This is a genomic window from Bradyrhizobium roseum (assembly GCF_030413175.1).
Lineage (GTDB): Bacteria > Pseudomonadota > Alphaproteobacteria > Rhizobiales > Xanthobacteraceae > Bradyrhizobium > Bradyrhizobium roseum.
Window position 1 is genome coordinate 4479399 of sequence record NZ_CP129212.1, and the last position, 15217, is coordinate 4494615.

The 15217-nt window shown below is 62.0% G+C and carries 16 protein-coding genes and 1 pseudogene; 1 reads left to right on the forward strand and 16 read right to left on the reverse strand.

Features of this window, described 5'->3' with window-relative positions; genetic code table 11:
- Positions 1-376: 376 nt before the first annotated feature.
- A pseudogene (locus QUH67_RS21420) lies at positions 377-762 on the reverse strand (pseudoazurin).
- Positions 763-1020: 258 nt separating this feature from the next.
- On the opposite strand from QUH67_RS21420, the gene QUH67_RS21425 reads away from it, so the two are divergent.
- Entirely contained in the window at positions 1021-1743 is a 723-nt protein-coding gene (locus QUH67_RS21425; RefSeq protein ID WP_300940997.1) for a Crp/Fnr family transcriptional regulator, read from the forward strand.
- On the opposite strand, the gene QUH67_RS21430 is transcribed toward QUH67_RS21425, so the two are convergent.
- The 15 genes from QUH67_RS21430 to QUH67_RS21500 form a co-directional block, all read right to left on the reverse strand.
- On the reverse strand, positions 1740-1955 hold the full coding sequence (locus QUH67_RS21430) for a DUF1858 domain-containing protein (protein ID WP_300940998.1): 216 nt from the start codon (positions 1953-1955) through the stop codon (positions 1740-1742). The genes QUH67_RS21425 and QUH67_RS21430 overlap by 4 nt on opposite strands.
- Before the next feature lie 342 nt (positions 1956-2297).
- Positions 2298-2537, reverse strand: coding sequence for a DUF2274 domain-containing protein (locus QUH67_RS21435; protein WP_300940999.1), 240 nt, complete (start codon positions 2535-2537; stop codon positions 2298-2300).
- Positions 2538-2541: 4 nt separating this feature from the next.
- The gene (locus QUH67_RS21440; protein WP_300948122.1) at positions 2542-3723 is read right to left on the reverse strand and encodes a TrbI/VirB10 family protein; all 1182 of its coding nucleotides are present in this window, start codon (positions 3721-3723) and stop codon (positions 2542-2544) included.
- Positions 3724-3734: 11 nt separating this feature from the next.
- Positions 3735-4670, reverse strand: coding sequence for a P-type conjugative transfer protein TrbG (gene trbG / locus QUH67_RS21445; RefSeq protein ID WP_300941000.1), 936 nt, complete (start codon positions 4668-4670; stop codon positions 3735-3737).
- A 44-nt stretch (positions 4671-4714) separates the two neighbouring features.
- On the reverse strand, positions 4715-5398 hold the full coding sequence (trbF, locus tag QUH67_RS21450) for a conjugal transfer protein TrbF (protein WP_300941001.1): 684 nt from the start codon (positions 5396-5398) through the stop codon (positions 4715-4717).
- Positions 5398-6645, reverse strand: a complete 1248-nt coding sequence (gene trbL / locus QUH67_RS21455) for a P-type conjugative transfer protein TrbL (protein ID WP_300941002.1) — start codon at positions 6643-6645, stop codon at positions 5398-5400. Before trbL ends, trbF begins: the two co-directional genes overlap by 1 nt.
- 5 nt (positions 6646-6650) lie before the next feature.
- Positions 6651-7034 carry a putative entry exclusion protein TrbK-alt gene (gene trbK-alt / locus QUH67_RS21460; protein WP_320416085.1) on the reverse strand — a complete coding sequence of 128 codons (384 nt, stop codon included), beginning with the start codon at positions 7032-7034 and terminating at the stop codon, positions 6651-6653.
- Positions 7031-7768 (reverse strand): P-type conjugative transfer protein TrbJ, encoded by a 738-nt coding sequence (gene trbJ / locus QUH67_RS21465; RefSeq protein ID WP_300941003.1) that lies wholly within the window; start codon positions 7766-7768, stop codon positions 7031-7033. The genes trbK-alt and trbJ overlap by 4 nt, the downstream gene beginning before the upstream one ends.
- Positions 7765-10206 (reverse strand): conjugal transfer protein TrbE, encoded by a 2442-nt coding sequence (gene trbE / locus QUH67_RS21470; RefSeq protein ID WP_300941004.1) that lies wholly within the window; start codon positions 10204-10206, stop codon positions 7765-7767. The genes trbJ and trbE overlap by 4 nt, the downstream gene beginning before the upstream one ends.
- Positions 10207-10212: 6 nt before the next feature.
- Positions 10213-10476 carry a VirB3 family type IV secretion system protein gene (locus tag QUH67_RS21475; protein WP_300941005.1) on the reverse strand — a complete coding sequence of 88 codons (264 nt, stop codon included), beginning with the start codon at positions 10474-10476 and terminating at the stop codon, positions 10213-10215.
- Positions 10476-10772, reverse strand: a complete 297-nt coding sequence (locus QUH67_RS21480) for a TrbC/VirB2 family protein (protein ID WP_300941006.1) — start codon at positions 10770-10772, stop codon at positions 10476-10478. Before QUH67_RS21480 ends, QUH67_RS21475 begins: the two co-directional genes overlap by 1 nt.
- A 23-nt stretch (positions 10773-10795) precedes the next feature.
- Positions 10796-11764 (reverse strand): P-type conjugative transfer ATPase TrbB, encoded by a 969-nt coding sequence (trbB, locus tag QUH67_RS21485; RefSeq protein ID WP_300941007.1) that lies wholly within the window; start codon positions 11762-11764, stop codon positions 10796-10798.
- Positions 11765-11893: 129 nt separating this feature from the next.
- Positions 11894-12328, reverse strand: a complete 435-nt coding sequence (locus QUH67_RS21490) for a CopG family transcriptional regulator (RefSeq protein WP_300941008.1) — start codon at positions 12326-12328, stop codon at positions 11894-11896.
- Positions 12329-12337: 9 nt separating this feature from the next.
- Entirely contained in the window at positions 12338-14332 is a 1995-nt protein-coding gene (locus tag QUH67_RS21495) for a conjugal transfer protein TraG (RefSeq protein ID WP_300941010.1), read from the reverse strand.
- 480 nt (positions 14333-14812) lie between these two features.
- A complete protein-coding gene (locus tag QUH67_RS21500) occupies positions 14813-15214 on the reverse strand; it encodes a lipocalin-like domain-containing protein (protein ID WP_300941012.1) in 402 nt (133 codons plus the stop codon).
- Positions 15215-15217: the final 3 nt, after the last annotated feature.

Below are 15217 nucleotides of genomic sequence, written 5' to 3' on the forward strand. Positions count from 1 at the left end.
GTCGAAGCTCCTCGACCAGCCCGCGCTGTTGCTCGGCGTGAGTCCTCCGCGTACGTCTCAGCAGCCTTCATTGCGTCTTTTGGCACGCATCCGACCGCGATCCCTCGATCCGTTCCTTTGGACGCTCTTCAGTTTCGATCAATCATCTCCAACCAGTGCCTATTCGTATCAGATGCCGGCAACGGCTCGCTGCGGGGCAGTTGGATCCCGATCACGCTTGCGACCATTGCACTCGGCGACATCAGGGGACGGCATCGAACGCATCCGCTCTGCGGCCGGCCCATAGAGGGTCTGCACAACGCGTGGACGGATGACGGGGTCCTCTTCCATCCGATGCAATGGTGTGTGCGGCGGCGATAGCCTCGTGTTAGACCGCTTACTTTGCGGCGGTCTTGCTGGCCTCGAGCTTGTCGAACAGGGTCGCGAACACCTGCTTGGCCTTGCCGACCTGCGGGACAGCCTTGGCCTGGCCGATGTTCGTAGGGGATCCAACGACGATCATAGCAACCATTCCCATGCCGTAATGAGGTACGCACTTCACGCCGTAGATGCCGTCCTTGTCGAACTTCACGACGATATCATCGTTGTCCTTGCCTGGAACAGGGTGGCGCCGTCGGGTAGCATGACCTTGATGGATTCCGCGTTGTGGCCTTTATCGGTCGGAACGAACTTGACGGTGTCCCCCGGAGCAATTTTCACCAAGGCCGGCTCGAACATCATCACGGCGACGTCGCTCCCCTGGTTGAGCATCTTGACTTCGATCTCGGCAGCCTTGGCACCGCCGGCAAGCCATGATCAGACACGCCGCAGCGGCGGCCAGCATTGCAGACTTCCTCGTTCCGCTTTCCTTCGAACTTACCCCCGGGGGGCCGGACCCCTGAATGACATAAGCCGACCGGCCCCTCCGGAGATTGCGCCAGCGCAACTTCCAAGCGGGTTCCATGGAGTAAGACCCGCCAACGGCATTGAGGCGTGCGCGGGAGCCGGATATCGTCCGTCGCGATCCAAGGAAAGAGAATCATGGCCTCTGTCGACCGGTCGCTGGTGGCGAATTTGCCGATGTTCGCGGGCCTTTCGCCGGCCGAGCAGGACGACCTGCTGCGCGAAGCGCGCTCGACCCGGTACTCCAAGGGCACTGCGGTCTTCGATCAGGGACTGGAGGCCATCCGGTTCTTTCTTCTGCTTCACGGACATCTGCGCGTCGAAAAGACGACCGCGCAGGGGCAGCAGACCGTGGTTCGCTACGTTTCCGCGGGCGAGCTCTTCGGGGTGGCACAGGCCATGAACCTGACGCACTATCCCGCGACCGCGGTCGCCGCCGTCGACAGCATCGCGCTGGCATGGCCGTCATCGTCATGGCAGCGCCTGATAGCCAAATATCCCAGCCTTGCTGCGAGCGCCCTGCAAACCGTTGGCAGCCGTCTGCAGGACACCCAGGCACGCGTTCTGGAGTTATCGAACGAACAGGTCGAACAACGGGTCGCCCACGCCCTTCTCCGCCTCGCCAAACAAGCAGGACGAAAGGTCGAGAGTGGCGTCGAGATCGACTTTCCGATCAGCCGGCAGGACATCGCCGAGATGACCGGTACGACCCTGCACACGGTCAGCCGCATCCTCAGCGCTTGGGAAAGCGAAGGACTCATCGAGGGAGGCCGGCAGCGCATCGTGTTGCGGGACCCCCACCGCCTCCATGGACTTGCCCAAGGCGACGAGGCCATTCAGGCACGTAAGCGTAGTCCCTAAGTCGCCTCTTTCGCCTTCTCCACGATTTTCGACAGGAAGGTTCCGGTCTCGAGTTCGTGCTCATCGCTCGCCTCGCCGACCGAGTGGAAGTTCGCGATCGGACACCCCACGCATAGCATTTGGAATTTCACAAAAATTCGGATCGTCGATGGCCAACGACGCATCACATCATCGACGATCATTTCCGTAGTGGGTACCGATATGTTTTGCATGCCACCATTCTGAGGCCTCGGCGCCATTGGATCTTTGCGCCCGCGCAAATTTCAGGTCGATTTAACCCCGCCGATTCTCAGAAGGTTCGCCGGCAGGTCCGTGAGCTGGCGATCTCCGTCGTCCTTCGGCGCACTTTCGGCGATCACCAGCATCAAGACCCTAATATCAATAGGCTTTGGTGTCAGGCAGCCAAGTCCGGCATCGGCATCACTTTTGCGAGCCTGACTTATCGAAAGGTACGAGACGGCACGGGCCCGAGTCAGGTCAATTTATTCCGCACATTGGTGCACGGACAATGACAATCCAGCGCTGGCGAACTTCCAGAAACTTTTGAGTGAGCGCTATCCCTTGCCTTGTGCAGGCTGACCCTTGCGGCGAGTCTTTGCAAAGGCTCGGTCGGTTGCCATGAATCGCGCCAGCATTGGCGCGACCAGCTTTGCCGGATCCGAGATCGACTGCCCGGTTTCACGGGCGAGCATGTCGGTGTAGGCCGCGAGATCGCGATGGACATCGGCCGGCAGATCCACGGTGAGCTTTACCGGCTTGTCATCGGCGATAGCGCCGAGCTTCAGCTTTCCCATTTTTTCAGCCTCTATATGGTTCGAGCACGAGGTCGCGATTGACGATTACCCGCACCGGAAAACCCGGCCGGATTGTCAGGGTCGGCTGGATGTTGAGATTGCGCCGAACGATCTGTTGACCGGTTTGGTTCAGGGACTCCCCTACCCCACGGCGAAGGGCCTGCAGAATGGCGCTGTTTCCACTGCCGGCATCCGAGCCGGACCCAAGTTCGGTTCCTACACCAAGCAAAGTCGACAGCAACGCCGCCTTGAACAGCTCGCCCCAGTGGTGATCGACCTCGTCGTGAAGCCCGGCATAGCCTGCGGTATCGGCACCCGGCTGGCGCTCGAGGACAATCGATCGGCCGTTCGGCAGGATCAGGCGTGTCCAGACCAGGAGCACGCGCGACTGTCCCTGTGTAATGCGGCTATCGTAGATTCCTATCAGCCGCGCCCCCTGGGGCACCAACAAAGTTTGACCGGACAGCGTATCAAATAGCGGTTCGGTCACATGCGCCATGATCTGCCCAGGCAGATCGGATCGGATGCCCGTAATAAGGGCCGCCGAAATCACGGACCCCGCCTGGACGACATAACGCGAGGCTGGCTTCGCCACACGGTCAGGGCTCGTGGTCCGCCGATCAACGGCAGCGCTCACAAAAGCGAGCTTGCGGTCCTGTCCATTCTGGGCAGACGCCTCATCGGACGGCGCTGCGACATTTGAGGTCGTCTCGGCAGAAGTTGCTGCAGCCGGTGGTCGAACATTCGTTGACGCAAATACCTTGCTGGTGCGCGCGGCCTCACTTTCCTGACTCATTCGCTGCTGCTCGGGATCGATCCCAAGGGGCCCGGACTGGGCCTGGGCCGCAACAATGGGACGACCAAGATCACCCGGCAACGGCGGCCCAAGGCGCGGCACATCGCGCGGAATGCCCGCATAGTCGCGCGGCAGCCCGGCAAGGCCGTCGGCCACATTGTGGTGATCGATGCTGTAAAGCTCTTCGGAAGCTGGACCACGCGCGCGATTCTGCTGCAGGGCCCACAGCACGGCTCCGGAAACGAGAACGAGCGCGAGGGCCGTGCCCGCAGCCAACACCTTACGCGACAGGCGTGTCACGGGCGGACGTTCTGGACGCAGGCGCAGTGAACTGGCTATCTCCGTAGCACTCTTATGCGAGGTAGAACCAGGACCATCGGCGCCAGTCATTTGCTTATCAGTCACGACGGCCTTCCGTCGCTTCTCATGAGCCGGACTTTTTGCTGAGGGTTGCCGCCAAGTCGCAGCTCTGCCGCGGCAAACAGCCGATCGACGATCAGCACGTTACGATAGGTTCGGTAGTTGACGATCTCGGAACTGCCGTCGGGACCGATGACAAACAGCGGAGGCATTTCTCCCTGAACGATGCCGGGCGAGAACTCGATATAGACCTTGCGGCCATCGTCATAGACGCCGATCGGCCGCCAAGGCGGATTGTCGCCCTCGAGGGCGTAGCGATAGCGACGCTCAGAAAATTCAGGAAAAGCTGGCGTCGGGGAAACTGCCCGGGCACGGCCGGACCTGTCCTCGGGATAAAACCAGGCGACCGATGGCATATAGTGCTTTTCACGCGAGCGCAGCTCGATGAGATAGGTGCGCCGGTCCGTGTTGACCACGAGGTTGGTCTCAATCGAAGGCCGCGTCGGCTTGACCATGATGTGGACACGTCTGGTATCGCCGCTTCCGCTTTCGGTGTCGCCAACGACCCAGCGCACGGTGTCGCCAGCCGACACCGGCCCCGAGCCCGTGAGCTGCTCGCCGGGCTCAAGTGCGATATCGGTGATCTGTCCGGGGCTCGCGTAAATCTGATAAAGGGCGCCGGGACTAAACGGGAACACTTGCACAGCATTGAAGTAGCCGGCGCTACGCGGCTCGACGCGCGCAGCGTCATTGGCGGTCTCGATCCGCGCAGCAGGCTCCTTTGCCTCAACGCTTCCCTTCTTGCCTCCCTTCGCCGGCGTCCAGGACGGCGGAACGTGAAGGGATCGTGGACGATCCTCGGCCAGCGAGGGCGGAGCGGGAAGTGGCGGGATATCGTAGTCGTAGCTGATCTGCGGCGGTTTGGAGGCCGCACAGCCGCTGAGTGCAAATACGCAAGCCAACAAAAACGAGCGCATGACGTCGCGTACACTCGGGCTAGCGCATCCAGGAATCTGCATATTCACTGCCCAAGCTCCTTCGACCAGTTGATGGCGTTGACATAGACCCCGAGAGGATTTTTGCGCAGACGATCAGCATCGCGCGGAGTTTCGATCACGATCGTGAGGATGGCGGTCCAGCGCTCGGTGGCGGTAAGCTGCCCATTGTCGTAGCGGCGCTCGATCCAGGCGACCCGAAAGCTTTCCGGCGAGGCACGAATGACGCTGGATATTTCCACTGCGATCTGCAGCTTGCCGAGTTTGGCAAAGGGATCGTTGACGCGGGCGTGGTCATTGAGGGCGGCGGCGCCGCGATCGGTCGTAAAGTCGTAGGCGCGCAGCCAGTCCTGACGCAGCACGATGGCATCAGCCGACAGCCCGCGAACATTCTCGATGAAGCGTGCCAAATGAAAGGCAATCTGCGGATCGGTTGGCTGATAGAAGGGATTGGCTGGGCTAACCGCCTCTGCCTGGCCGAGACGATCGACCTCAATGACCCAGGGCGTAATGCTGCCTTGAGTCGACTGCCAGACAAGACCGGATGCGAGCCCCGTCGACAGGATCAGCGAACCGAATGCCATCAACCGCCAGTTCTTCGCCTGCACCCGCGCCGAGCCGATGCGCTCGTCCCACACTTGCGCCGCTTTCTGATAGGGCGTTACGGGCGCAGGCGTGCGGCCATAGTGAACGGATGGTCGTTTGAACATCACTTCCCTCCTTCGGAGAGATCGACGGAGGCGCCTCCTCCACCATGGTCGGCAGTGCGAACGACGTTGGTAGCGGCCGACGCCCCCTGACCCATTGTCTGCATCCGCTTCAAGCGTCTGGCCGAACTGGACTGACTGTCCGGAGGTGAGGAACTTGCCGGTGGCTGAGCTGCGCCAGTTTCACCGGCTGGAGTGCCACCAGTTGAAGCCGAGCCGCTTGCAGCCGCGGCGCGACGAAGCGGGCTCGTCATCGCGGATGCGGCGGCACCCGCGACGCCGGACAAACCATCCGCCCGAAACGCTCCGCTCGCACTACCCGCTAGCGCCGCAGTCCCGCGCGCCGCGCCGGCGAGTGCACCGAGGCTTCCGGCAGCGAGGCCCGCTCCGGCCACCACGACCCCGCCGGCAGCTAACCCCGTGCCTGCGGCGGCTCCGGCGCCAAGTTGCGGACCGCCGGACACGATGCCATTGGCGATGCCGGGCCCAAAGATTCCGAGGCCCAGCAGCGCTAACGCGGCGAGCACCAGGGCCATGGCATCTTCAATGCCGACCTGTGCGCCGGCCGAGCTAACGGTAAATTGTGAGAACAACGACGAGCCGATGCCGACGATGGCGGCGAGCACCATGACTTTGACGCCGGACGAGATGACGTTGCCGAGCACGCGTTCGGCGGCGAAGGCCGTCTTGCCGAACAGACCGAACGGAATCAGGATGAAGCCCGCGAGGGTCGTCAGCTTGAACTCAATCAGGGTGACAAAGAGCTGGATTGCGAGGATGAAGAAGGCGAGCAGCACGATCACCCAGGCAAACAGCAGCACCGCGATCTGAACGAAGTTCTCAAAGAAGCTGACATAGCCCATCAATCCCGAGATCGACTCCAGGATCGGCCGCCCCGCATCGATACCGACCTGCGCGATCCGCCCCGGACGCAAGAAATCCGCCGACGATAGCGCAGTGCCTGAGGCCTTGAGGCCAAGACCGGCAAAGCTCTCAAAAACGATGCGTGCGAGATTGTTCCAGTTGCCGATCAGGTAAGCGAACACGCCGACAAAGATCGTCTTCCTCACGAGGCGAGCGATGATGTCTTCATCGGTACCCCAGGCCCAGAACAGAGCGGCGAGCGTGACATCTATCGCGGCGAGCGTGGTTGCGAGGAAGGCGACTTCGTTACCAAGCAGGCCGAAGCCGCTGTCGATATAGCGGGTGAACGTTTCCAGAAATCGGTCGATGACGCCGGTGCCACCCATTGGAATCACTCGCGTTCGGGTGTTGCAGCGGGCGGCCAGCCCTGGGGGAGACGATCAGGATGCTTGGGCTGCGCCAACATCGGTGTCGGGCTGCCTGGTTGAGCATCGGCGGAAGTAGCGCCCGGTGTTTTCTTTGATCCGAGGAAGCGACGGCGGTTCTCCGCCCAGATCAGACGGCACGCCTGCAGTTCTGCCACCTGCTCGGAGGTGACCTTCCGGCAGCGTTCGAGTTCGCTGCCAAGCGGACTGGTTGCCCGGGATGCCCAGGATGCCGCTGGTGGACCGTCACTGTCGTCGCGAAGCTGGATTGCGCAGGCTGCGACGAGGATGGGGACGGCAGCCGCTGTCGTCACAAGCATCACCCGCTTAAGTCCATCACGTCCGCTCATTGGTGAAACATCCGCACGCTTGAAGGCTGATAGCCCCGACCGGGTGCGAGAAAGCGACGAAGCTGCTCCCTGCCCTGGTCCTGGGCGACGGTGCGCTGTGCGGTCTCGAGGCTTTGTGCCCGTCCCTGCGCGACAACTGCTGCCGTAAGGTCGGCGAGCTGCTGCGCCTGCAGACCAAGGAGCTGATTGCCGGCCTGACTGGCCTGCAGCGCGCCGGTAGCGCTTTGGCTTGAGCTGATGAGAGCCGACATCTCTTTGCGGTGAGTGTCCAGATTCCCGACCACGGTCGCCTGAACGCGCAACGCATCCTGCAGGCCGGCCACAGAATTCTGCCAGCGCGTCTGCGCATTCGCGATCAACGCTAGATCTGACTCGTTCGTCGAGGCCGGCGCATAGGTCGTCGAGAACGCTCGATCGACCTGCTTGATATCGTAGGCAATGCGCTGGGCCTGACCGAGCAGCGCTTGGGTTCGCTGGATCGACTGATCGAGCTGCTGCAGCGAGGAATACGGCAGGCTGGCGAGATTTCTGGCCTGGTTGATCAGCATCTGCGCCTGGTTGTGCAGCGAGGTGATCTGGTTGTTGATCTGCTGCAGCTCCCGCGCGGCCGTGAGCACGCTCTGCGCATAGTTGTTGGGATCAAATACGATCAGTTGCGCCGAGGTGGACGAAACTGCGCATGCGGCGGCAATGGCGAGCGCACCCACCGCTGAGAGGTGACGGCGACGCTTCATGATAAGCCTTCCTGCTTGATAAGACCGGGAATGAGATCGGCAGCCCAACCCAGCCCACGCGCGTTGAGCCAGCCGGTGACAAAACCGTCACGGCCGTGTTCGGCGAGCACTCGCTCGATCATTGCCTGATCTGACTTCGAAGAAGCCGCCGTGAAGGCGAGCGCGAACTCTTCAAGACCGAGCTCAAACAGGCGATTGCCGCGTCGGGATTGGCAGTAGTAGTCACGCTTGGGCGTGGCGCGCGCCAGGATCTCGATCTGCCGGTCGTTGAGGCCGAAGCGCCGATAGATAGCCGAGATCTGCGGCTCGATAGCTCGCTCATTCGGAAGGAGTAGCCGCGTTGGGCAACTCTCGATAATGGCGGGCGCAATCGCGGAGCCGTCGATATCCGAGAGCGACTGCGTGGCGAAGACGACGGAGGCATTCTTCTTGCGGAGCGTCTTCAGCCATTCGCGCACCTGGCCGGCAAACCCTTCGTCATCGAGCGCGAGCCAACCTTCGTCGATAATGAGGAGCGTTGGCCTGCCGTCGAGCTGGCCCTCAATTCGGTGATAGAGATAGGACAGGACGGCCGGCGCGGCGCCGGTGCCGATCAGCCCCTCGGTTTCGAACACCTGAACCGAACTTATTCCAAGCCGTTCGGTCTCGGCATCGAGCAAGCGCCCAAAGGGGCCGCCGAGGCAGTAGGGTTGGAGGGCCCTTTTCAGGCTCTGCGACTGCAGCAGCACGGACAGACCGGTCAGCGTTCGTTCGCCAATAGGCGCCGAGGCCAGCGAGGACAGCGCCGACCAAAGATGTTCCTTGGCTTCTGGCGTCGTGTCGATCTTTTCGCGGGCGAGGATGGCTGCGATCCATTCCGCCGCCCAGCCACGCTCCGCCGCATCGTCAATCATGGCTAGCGGCTGCAAGGCGACTGGATCGGAGGCGTTGTCGGACAGCGCACCGCCGAGATCGTGCCAATCGCCCTTCATGGCGAGAGCTGCGGCCCGGATAGACCCGCCGAAGTCGAAGGCAAAGATCTGGGAGGTTGGATACCGGCGGAACTGCAGCGCCATCAGCGCGAGCAGAACGGATTTGCCGGCACCGGTCGGACCGACTACCAGCGTATGTCCGACGTCCCCGACATGGAGGGAGAAACGAAACGGCGTTGATCCTTCCGTCCTGGCGAAGAACAGCGGCGGCGCGCCGAGATGAGTGTCCCTCGCCGGCCCTGCCCAAACCGCGGACAACGGTATCATATGGGCCATGTTCAGGGTCGAAACCGGAGGCTGGCGAACGTTCGCATAGACGTGGCCGGGCAACGAGCCCAGCCAGGCATCAACGGCGTTGACGGCCTCTACCATGCAGGTGAAGTCGCGTCCCTGAATGACCTTCTCGACCAAGCGCAACCGTTCGTCCGCGACGCGCGGATTCTCGTCCCAGACCGTGATCGTGGCAGTGACAAACGCCTCTCCGATCAGATCGGAGCCGAGCTCCTGCAACGCGGCGTCGGCATCGATAGCCTTGTTGCTGGCGTCGGTATCGATGAGAGACGAAGCCTCATTGGTCATCACCTCCTTCAGGATTGCGGCAACGGATTTCCGTTTGGCGAACCATTGCCGCCGAATCCTTGTCAGGAGTTTCGTTGCATCCGCCTTGTCGAGCATGATCGCCCGGGTCGACCACCGATAAGGGAAGGCAAGCCGGTTGAGATCGTCCAGGATCCCCGGCGTGGTTGCCGTCGGGAACCCAACAATCGTGAGCACCCGCAGGTGTTGGTCGCCCAGCATCGGCTCGAGCCCACCCGTCAGGGGCTGGTCCGCCAACAGCGCATCGAGATACATCGGAATCTCGGGAACGCGGACGCGATGTAGCTTGGTCGAGACGCAAGCATGCAGGTAGGTCAGGGTCTCGCCGTCATCGAGCCATCGGCACTCCGGCATAAACCCCTCGACCAGTTGCAGCACGCGGTCGGTCCGATCGACAAAGCCGCGCAATACCTCATGGGCGCCGGCAGACTGCCCGCGCTCCCGCCCCTCAAAAAGGAGACGCTCGGCCCGCGCCGCATCCTCCGCCGGCGGCAGATACAGGAAGCTGAGGAAATAGGCTGACTCGTAGTGAGCTCCCTCTTCCTCGAATTGGGCCCGGCGCTCGGCATCGACCAGCGCCGATGCCACATCCGGACAACTGCTTGGTGGATAGGCATTCGATGAATACCTCTGCGCTTCAACAAACACCGCCCAGCCGGATCCGAGGCGCCTCAAGGCGTTATTGAGGCGGCCGGCAACCGCAACAAGTTCTGCTGGAACAGAGGAATCAAGATCGGGCCCGCGAAAGCGCGCGGTCCTCTGAAACGATCCGTCCTTGTTGAGGACGATGCCTTCGCCGACCAGTGCGGCCCATGGCAGGAAATCCGCAAGACGCGTGGTGGAATGGCGGTATTCGGCAAGGTTAATCATTGGTGCTCACACATTCAGATGGGTTGGGATGCGCAGATGGCGTCTTGCGGTCTCGACAAAGAGCGGATCGCGCTTCGCGGCCCAGACGGCAGCAGCATGACCGAGCGCCCAGATCAGGAGGCCTGCGATCCACAGCCGCAGGCCGAGGCCGAGCGCTGCGGCAACGGTGCCGTTGACGATGGCGATCGCACGCGGCGCGCCGCCGAGCAGGATCGGTTCGGTCAGCGCGCGGTGCACCGGAATTGCAAAACCTTCAACCGGCCCGTCCATCAGATCAGCACTCCGCCGCCGAATGAGAAAAATGCCAGGAAGAAGCTCGAGGCTGCGAACGCGATCGACAGACCGAACACGATCTGGATCAGGCGCCGAAAGCCGCCCGAAGTGTCGCCGAAGGCGAGCGTAAGGCCCGTGACGATGATGATGATCACGGCCAGAATCTTGGCGACGGGCCCCTCGACCGACTGCAGGATCTGGTTAAGCGGCTGCTCCCACGGCATGTTGGAGCCGGCGGCCTCTGCAGTGGGCGGGATCGCCACGGAGCTGAGAGCTATTGCAACAGCTATCATTCCGCTTCTCAATGTGACGCCGTTCATGATGGGTCTCCTGCGGGTGAAATGAGGTAGTCGCCCTCGGCCGTCAGGCCATCGACGCGCACGAGTTCCGTCAGCCGTCGGTCCGCACCGCGGCCGGAGAGAACGGCAATCACACCGATGGTGTCCGCGATCAGCGCCCGCGGCACGGTGATGACGGCTTCCTGGATAAGCTGTTCGAGGCGGTGAAGGGCGCCAAGCGCCGTGCCGGCATGAATGGTGCCGACGCCACCGGGATGGCCGGTGCCCCAAGCCTTGAGAAGGTCGAGCGCCTCGGCCCCTCGCACCTCACCGATCGGGATTCGGTCCGGGCGTAGCCGGAGTGAGGAGCGCACGAGGTCGGACAGCGAGGCGACACCATCCTTGGTGCGCAGCGCCACAAGGTTAGCCGACTTGCATTGGAGTTCGCGCGTATCCTCGATCAGCACAACGCGATCTGCAGTTTTTGCAATCTCGGCCAGCAGGGCATTGGTCAGCGTGGTCTTGCCGGTCGAAGTACCGCCGGCCACGAGGATGTTTTGACGGTCCCGGACAGCGTTCCGCAGCCCTTCAGCCTGAGCGGCTGTCAGGATGCCGGCGGCGACATAGTCGTCGAGCGTGAAGACGGCCACCGCCGGCTTGCGAATGGCAAAGGCTGGAGCGGTCACCACCGGCGGCAGCAGCCCCTCGAACCGCTCTCCCGTCTCGGGCAACTCGGCCGAGACGCGTGGCCGCGCGGCGTGAACCTCAGCGCCGACGTGATGGGCAACGAGCCGCACGATGCGCTCGCCGTCGGCTGCGGCGAGACGCTCGCCGGTATCTGTCATGCCCCCCGACAACCGATCGACCCAGAGCCGGCCATCGGGATTGAGCATGACCTCGACGATCCCAGCGTCTTCGAGCCAGGCCGCTATCGCCGGTCCGAGCGCGGTGCGCAACATGCGTGCACCACGCGAGGCCGCCTCGGACTGAAAGGAATGAACTGCCACGCTTGCCCCCGAGGTCGCCGAGATATGAGCTCGGCGGTGGGGATCAGTAGAAAAGGCAGGTTACGCGCTCGTGCAACAAGCTCATATCAGTCGGTGTGCCGTGGCGTAGCAAAAGAAAGAATGGCGGAATCACTCACGAGGAACGGTTGGCGACATTTGCGTCGGATCGACGTCGAGCGAGATCTCCTGGGCCAAGGTCTGGCCCCTGGCCAGCCGGCGCCCGAGGGCTCCAACAAACCCCTCATACCGTTCCCGGCCCTTGGCCTGTGCGGCGGGCTGCGCCGTATCAGGCAGCGGCGGCGTTGCGGTCAGCCAGAACCGCACGAACAAGGCCAGCGCTTCATTTGAGATGGTGATATGACGCTCCAGCCGCTCGACCTGCCGAGTCAGCCGGTCAAGGCGACGGCCGAGCGCCGCCTCCATCCGCTCCGAATTGTCCGGCGACAGGAACGAGGCCAGCGCGGTTTCGACGATGAGCGCCTGAGGTACTCTCTTGCGGTTGGCATGATCGGCGAGCTGGCCCGCAAGGTCCGGAGGCAAACGAAACGTGTGCTTGGTTCGCATTATCTCATCCTAGAGGTCGAGGCCGTCGCCTGGATCCATCGCGGCCTGACGCGCCAGACCGGGAACGTTCATGCGCAGCGCGCGCGCCCGTATGGCGTGACTGTCGCTCTCGTCCTCCGTGAAGTCGAACTCAGGTGGAGGTTTCAAAACCTCTGGCGCGATATTTTCGTGCTCGGGAAGCTCCGGCTCACGGCGAATGCCGGAATTTGCGGTAGATTGCCGAGCACCCGAGAAGCTTACCGGATCGGCAACATTTGAATTCTGCGCAGCTGGCTGCCGGCTCCAATCGTCTGTCGCCGCCCCACCGTCGGGCTCGAGGGAGCGTGAGTTTGGCGGTGGTAGCACGCGCTCGGTCAAACGTGGATCCTCAAAGTACCTCGCCTTCCTGGCGCGGATCGGTGGCACGCCGGAAACCAGCACCAGTTCGTCCTCGGGCGGAAGCTGCATCACTTCGCCGGGCGTTAGCAATGGCCGCGCGGTCTCCTGTCGCGAAACCATGAGATGGCCAAGCCACGGGCTGAGCCTGTGACCGGCGTAGTTCTTCATCGCCCTTAATTCCGTGGCAGTTCCAAGCGCATCCGAAACCCGCCTGGCCGTACGCTCGTCATTGGTCGCAAAGGAAACGCGCACATGACAATTATCGAGGATCGCGTTATTCGGCCCGTATGCTCTTTCGATCTGATTGAGCGACTGCGCAATGAGGAAACTCTTGAGCCCATAGCCCGCCATGAAGGCGAGCGCCGACTCGAAGAAATCAAGCCTTCCAAGCGCCGGAAACTCGTCGAGCATGAGCAGCAATCGATGCCGGCGGCCCTTTGCGTGGAGGTCCTCGGTGAGACGACGACCGATCTGGTTGAGGATCAAGCGCACCAGCGGCGTGGTGCGGCTGATGTCGGACGGAGGCACAACGAGATAGAGCGTCGTCGGCCGATCGTCTTCGACGAGATCGCGGATGCACCAATCACAGCGGCGCGTCACCTCGGCAACAACAGGGTCGCGGTAAAGGCCGAGGAAAGACATCGCGGTCGAAAGCACGCCGGACCGTTCATTCTCGCTCTTGTTCAACAGTTCTCTCGCTGCGGACGCGATCACTGGATGGGTCCCGGCTTCACCGAGATGCCGCGTGGTCATCATCGCGCGGAGCGTGGTTTCGATCGGCCGCTTTGGATCGGACAGAAAACTCGCGACGCCGGCGAGCGTCTTGTCCTGCTCCGCATAGAGAACGTGAAGGATGGCTCCGACCAGCAGCGCGTGGCTGGTCTTCTCCCAATGGTTTCGCCGCTCCAGGGACCCTTCTGGATCGACCAGCACGTCCGCGACATTTTGGACGTCACGAACTTCCCACTCCCCTCGCCTCACTTCCAAAAGGGGGTTGTACGCTGCACTCGCCGAGTTGGTTGGATCAAACAACAGCACCCGGCCGTGTCGGGCACGAAAGCCTGACGTCAGGGTCCAGTTTTCACCCTTGATGTCATGGACGATGGCACTCCCCGGCCAGGTCAGGAGTGTTGGCACAACAAGTCCGACACCCTTGCCGGATCTGGTCGGCGCGAAGCACAGCACATGCTCCGGTCCATCGTGCCGCAGATAAAGCCCCTCGAACCGCCCGAGGATCACGCCATCTGCGCCGGCAAGGCCAGCACTTCGAACCTCAAGCTGGCTGGCCCAACGTGCAGAACCATATGTAGCCGCTGTCTCCGCCTCCCGAGCCCGCCACACCGACATCGCGAAAGCGACTATAATCGAGATGATCCCGCCGGACGCAGCGACGCATGCCCCTTCAGCGAACACGTCAGGTGCGTAGGCATCGTAGGCATACCACCACCAGAAGAAGGCCGGAGGCAGATAGATAGGAACGCCCGGCGCGAGCTCAAACCAGGGGTGTCCGAGTTGCGGCTGATAGCCGAGACGCCAGGCTGTCCATTGCGTCGCGGCCCACATCGTAATGAGCACGACGGTCAGGACGCAAGCGATCTGGCCCCAAAGTATTCTGGTTGCGGACATGGCATGGAATATCGAGCGACTCCGTAATCCGCACACAAGCCCTCTTGCAGGCTGCGAGTATTTTCGGATGTTCAGGCGAGCAAATTGGTGCGTCAGTCGCCGAGCGCCGCAAGAAAGACGACCAGGACGTTAGTCGCCGCATCTATTCGAGGCTGAGCCGTCTGTTTAAAGAACAAGCGCACCTTCTCACCGGAGATCCCTTGTCGCAGCATGGTTGTATTCCAGCCGGTGTCCCAGAAAGCCGTTCAAGATGACAACCATCGGGAAAGACCCGTTGGCCGGGCATCCTCGCCGAGCCATCGGATGCCCTGTCACCACTAACCGGGGGTTGGCGTCGCTGGACGAACGCATGGAAGGTTTGTTGAACGGCACAACCCTAAACGATTTACGCTTGACCCCGATGAACGGACGTCGGCAACAGCCGATCCGATATCCGCTTCGTGCCACAAGCAGGCACCCCCTTAGGCGCACTCGCACAGTTTACTTAACTCGTTCCCAAACAAGTTCGGTTGTTAGGATCTTACCACCGACCGTGGTTGGTGGCGTCATGAGGGTTAGTCGATCGCCGTCGAAACGGACGAGGCGGATCAAGTCCGTGTTCACCCAGTTTTCGACGGAAGCAATTTCGACGTGGTGCACAACTTTGTCATCGACGACATTATAGCTTCCGGCGTACGCGAAGAGCGTCGCGAAGGCTTCGGCACGTTCTTCAACGGAGGCTGATATTCGATCGCCGCTTGACAACGGCTTTCTGCCGCCATGGCTTACAATAGCCGACATTCTGCCGTCACCAGTATACGTGATATAACCAGCTCGAAGTGGGCTGGGCGGCGATGCGGCGGCCAAACGCCACGTACCGACAATCTTGTCCAACGGTTTCAAGTT

Coding starts and splice junctions, on each gene's coding strand:
- QUH67_RS21425 (WP_300940997.1), top strand. CDS start 1,021: ATGGCCTCTGTCGACCGGTCGCTGGTGGCGAATTTGCCGATGTTCGCG.
- QUH67_RS21430 (WP_300940998.1), bottom strand. CDS start 1,955: ATGCAAAACATATCGGTACCCACTACGGAAATGATCGTCGATGATGTG.
- QUH67_RS21435 (WP_300940999.1), bottom strand. CDS start 2,537: ATGGGAAAGCTGAAGCTCGGCGCTATCGCCGATGACAAGCCGGTAAAG.
- QUH67_RS21440 (WP_300948122.1), bottom strand. CDS start 3,723: ATGACTGGCGCCGATGGTCCTGGTTCTACCTCGCATAAGAGTGCTACG.
- trbG (WP_300941000.1), bottom strand. CDS start 4,670: ATGCGCTCGTTTTTGTTGGCTTGCGTATTTGCACTCAGCGGCTGTGCG.
- trbF (WP_300941001.1), bottom strand. CDS start 5,398: ATGTTCAAACGACCATCCGTTCACTATGGCCGCACGCCTGCGCCCGTA.
- trbL (WP_300941002.1), bottom strand. CDS start 6,645: ATGGGTGGCACCGGCGTCATCGACCGATTTCTGGAAACGTTCACCCGC.
- trbK-alt (WP_320416085.1), bottom strand. CDS start 7,034: ATGAGCGGACGTGATGGACTTAAGCGGGTGATGCTTGTGACGACAGCG.
- trbJ (WP_300941003.1), bottom strand. CDS start 7,768: ATGAAGCGTCGCCGTCACCTCTCAGCGGTGGGTGCGCTCGCCATTGCC.
- trbE (WP_300941004.1), bottom strand. CDS start 10,206: ATGATTAACCTTGCCGAATACCGCCATTCCACCACGCGTCTTGCGGAT.
- QUH67_RS21475 (WP_300941005.1), bottom strand. CDS start 10,476: ATGGACGGGCCGGTTGAAGGTTTTGCAATTCCGGTGCACCGCGCGCTG.
- QUH67_RS21480 (WP_300941006.1), bottom strand. CDS start 10,772: ATGATAGCTGTTGCAATAGCTCTCAGCTCCGTGGCGATCCCGCCCACT.
- QUH67_RS21490 (WP_300941008.1), bottom strand. CDS start 12,328: ATGCGAACCAAGCACACGTTTCGTTTGCCTCCGGACCTTGCGGGCCAG.
- QUH67_RS21495 (WP_300941010.1), bottom strand. CDS start 14,332: ATGTCCGCAACCAGAATACTTTGGGGCCAGATCGCTTGCGTCCTGACC.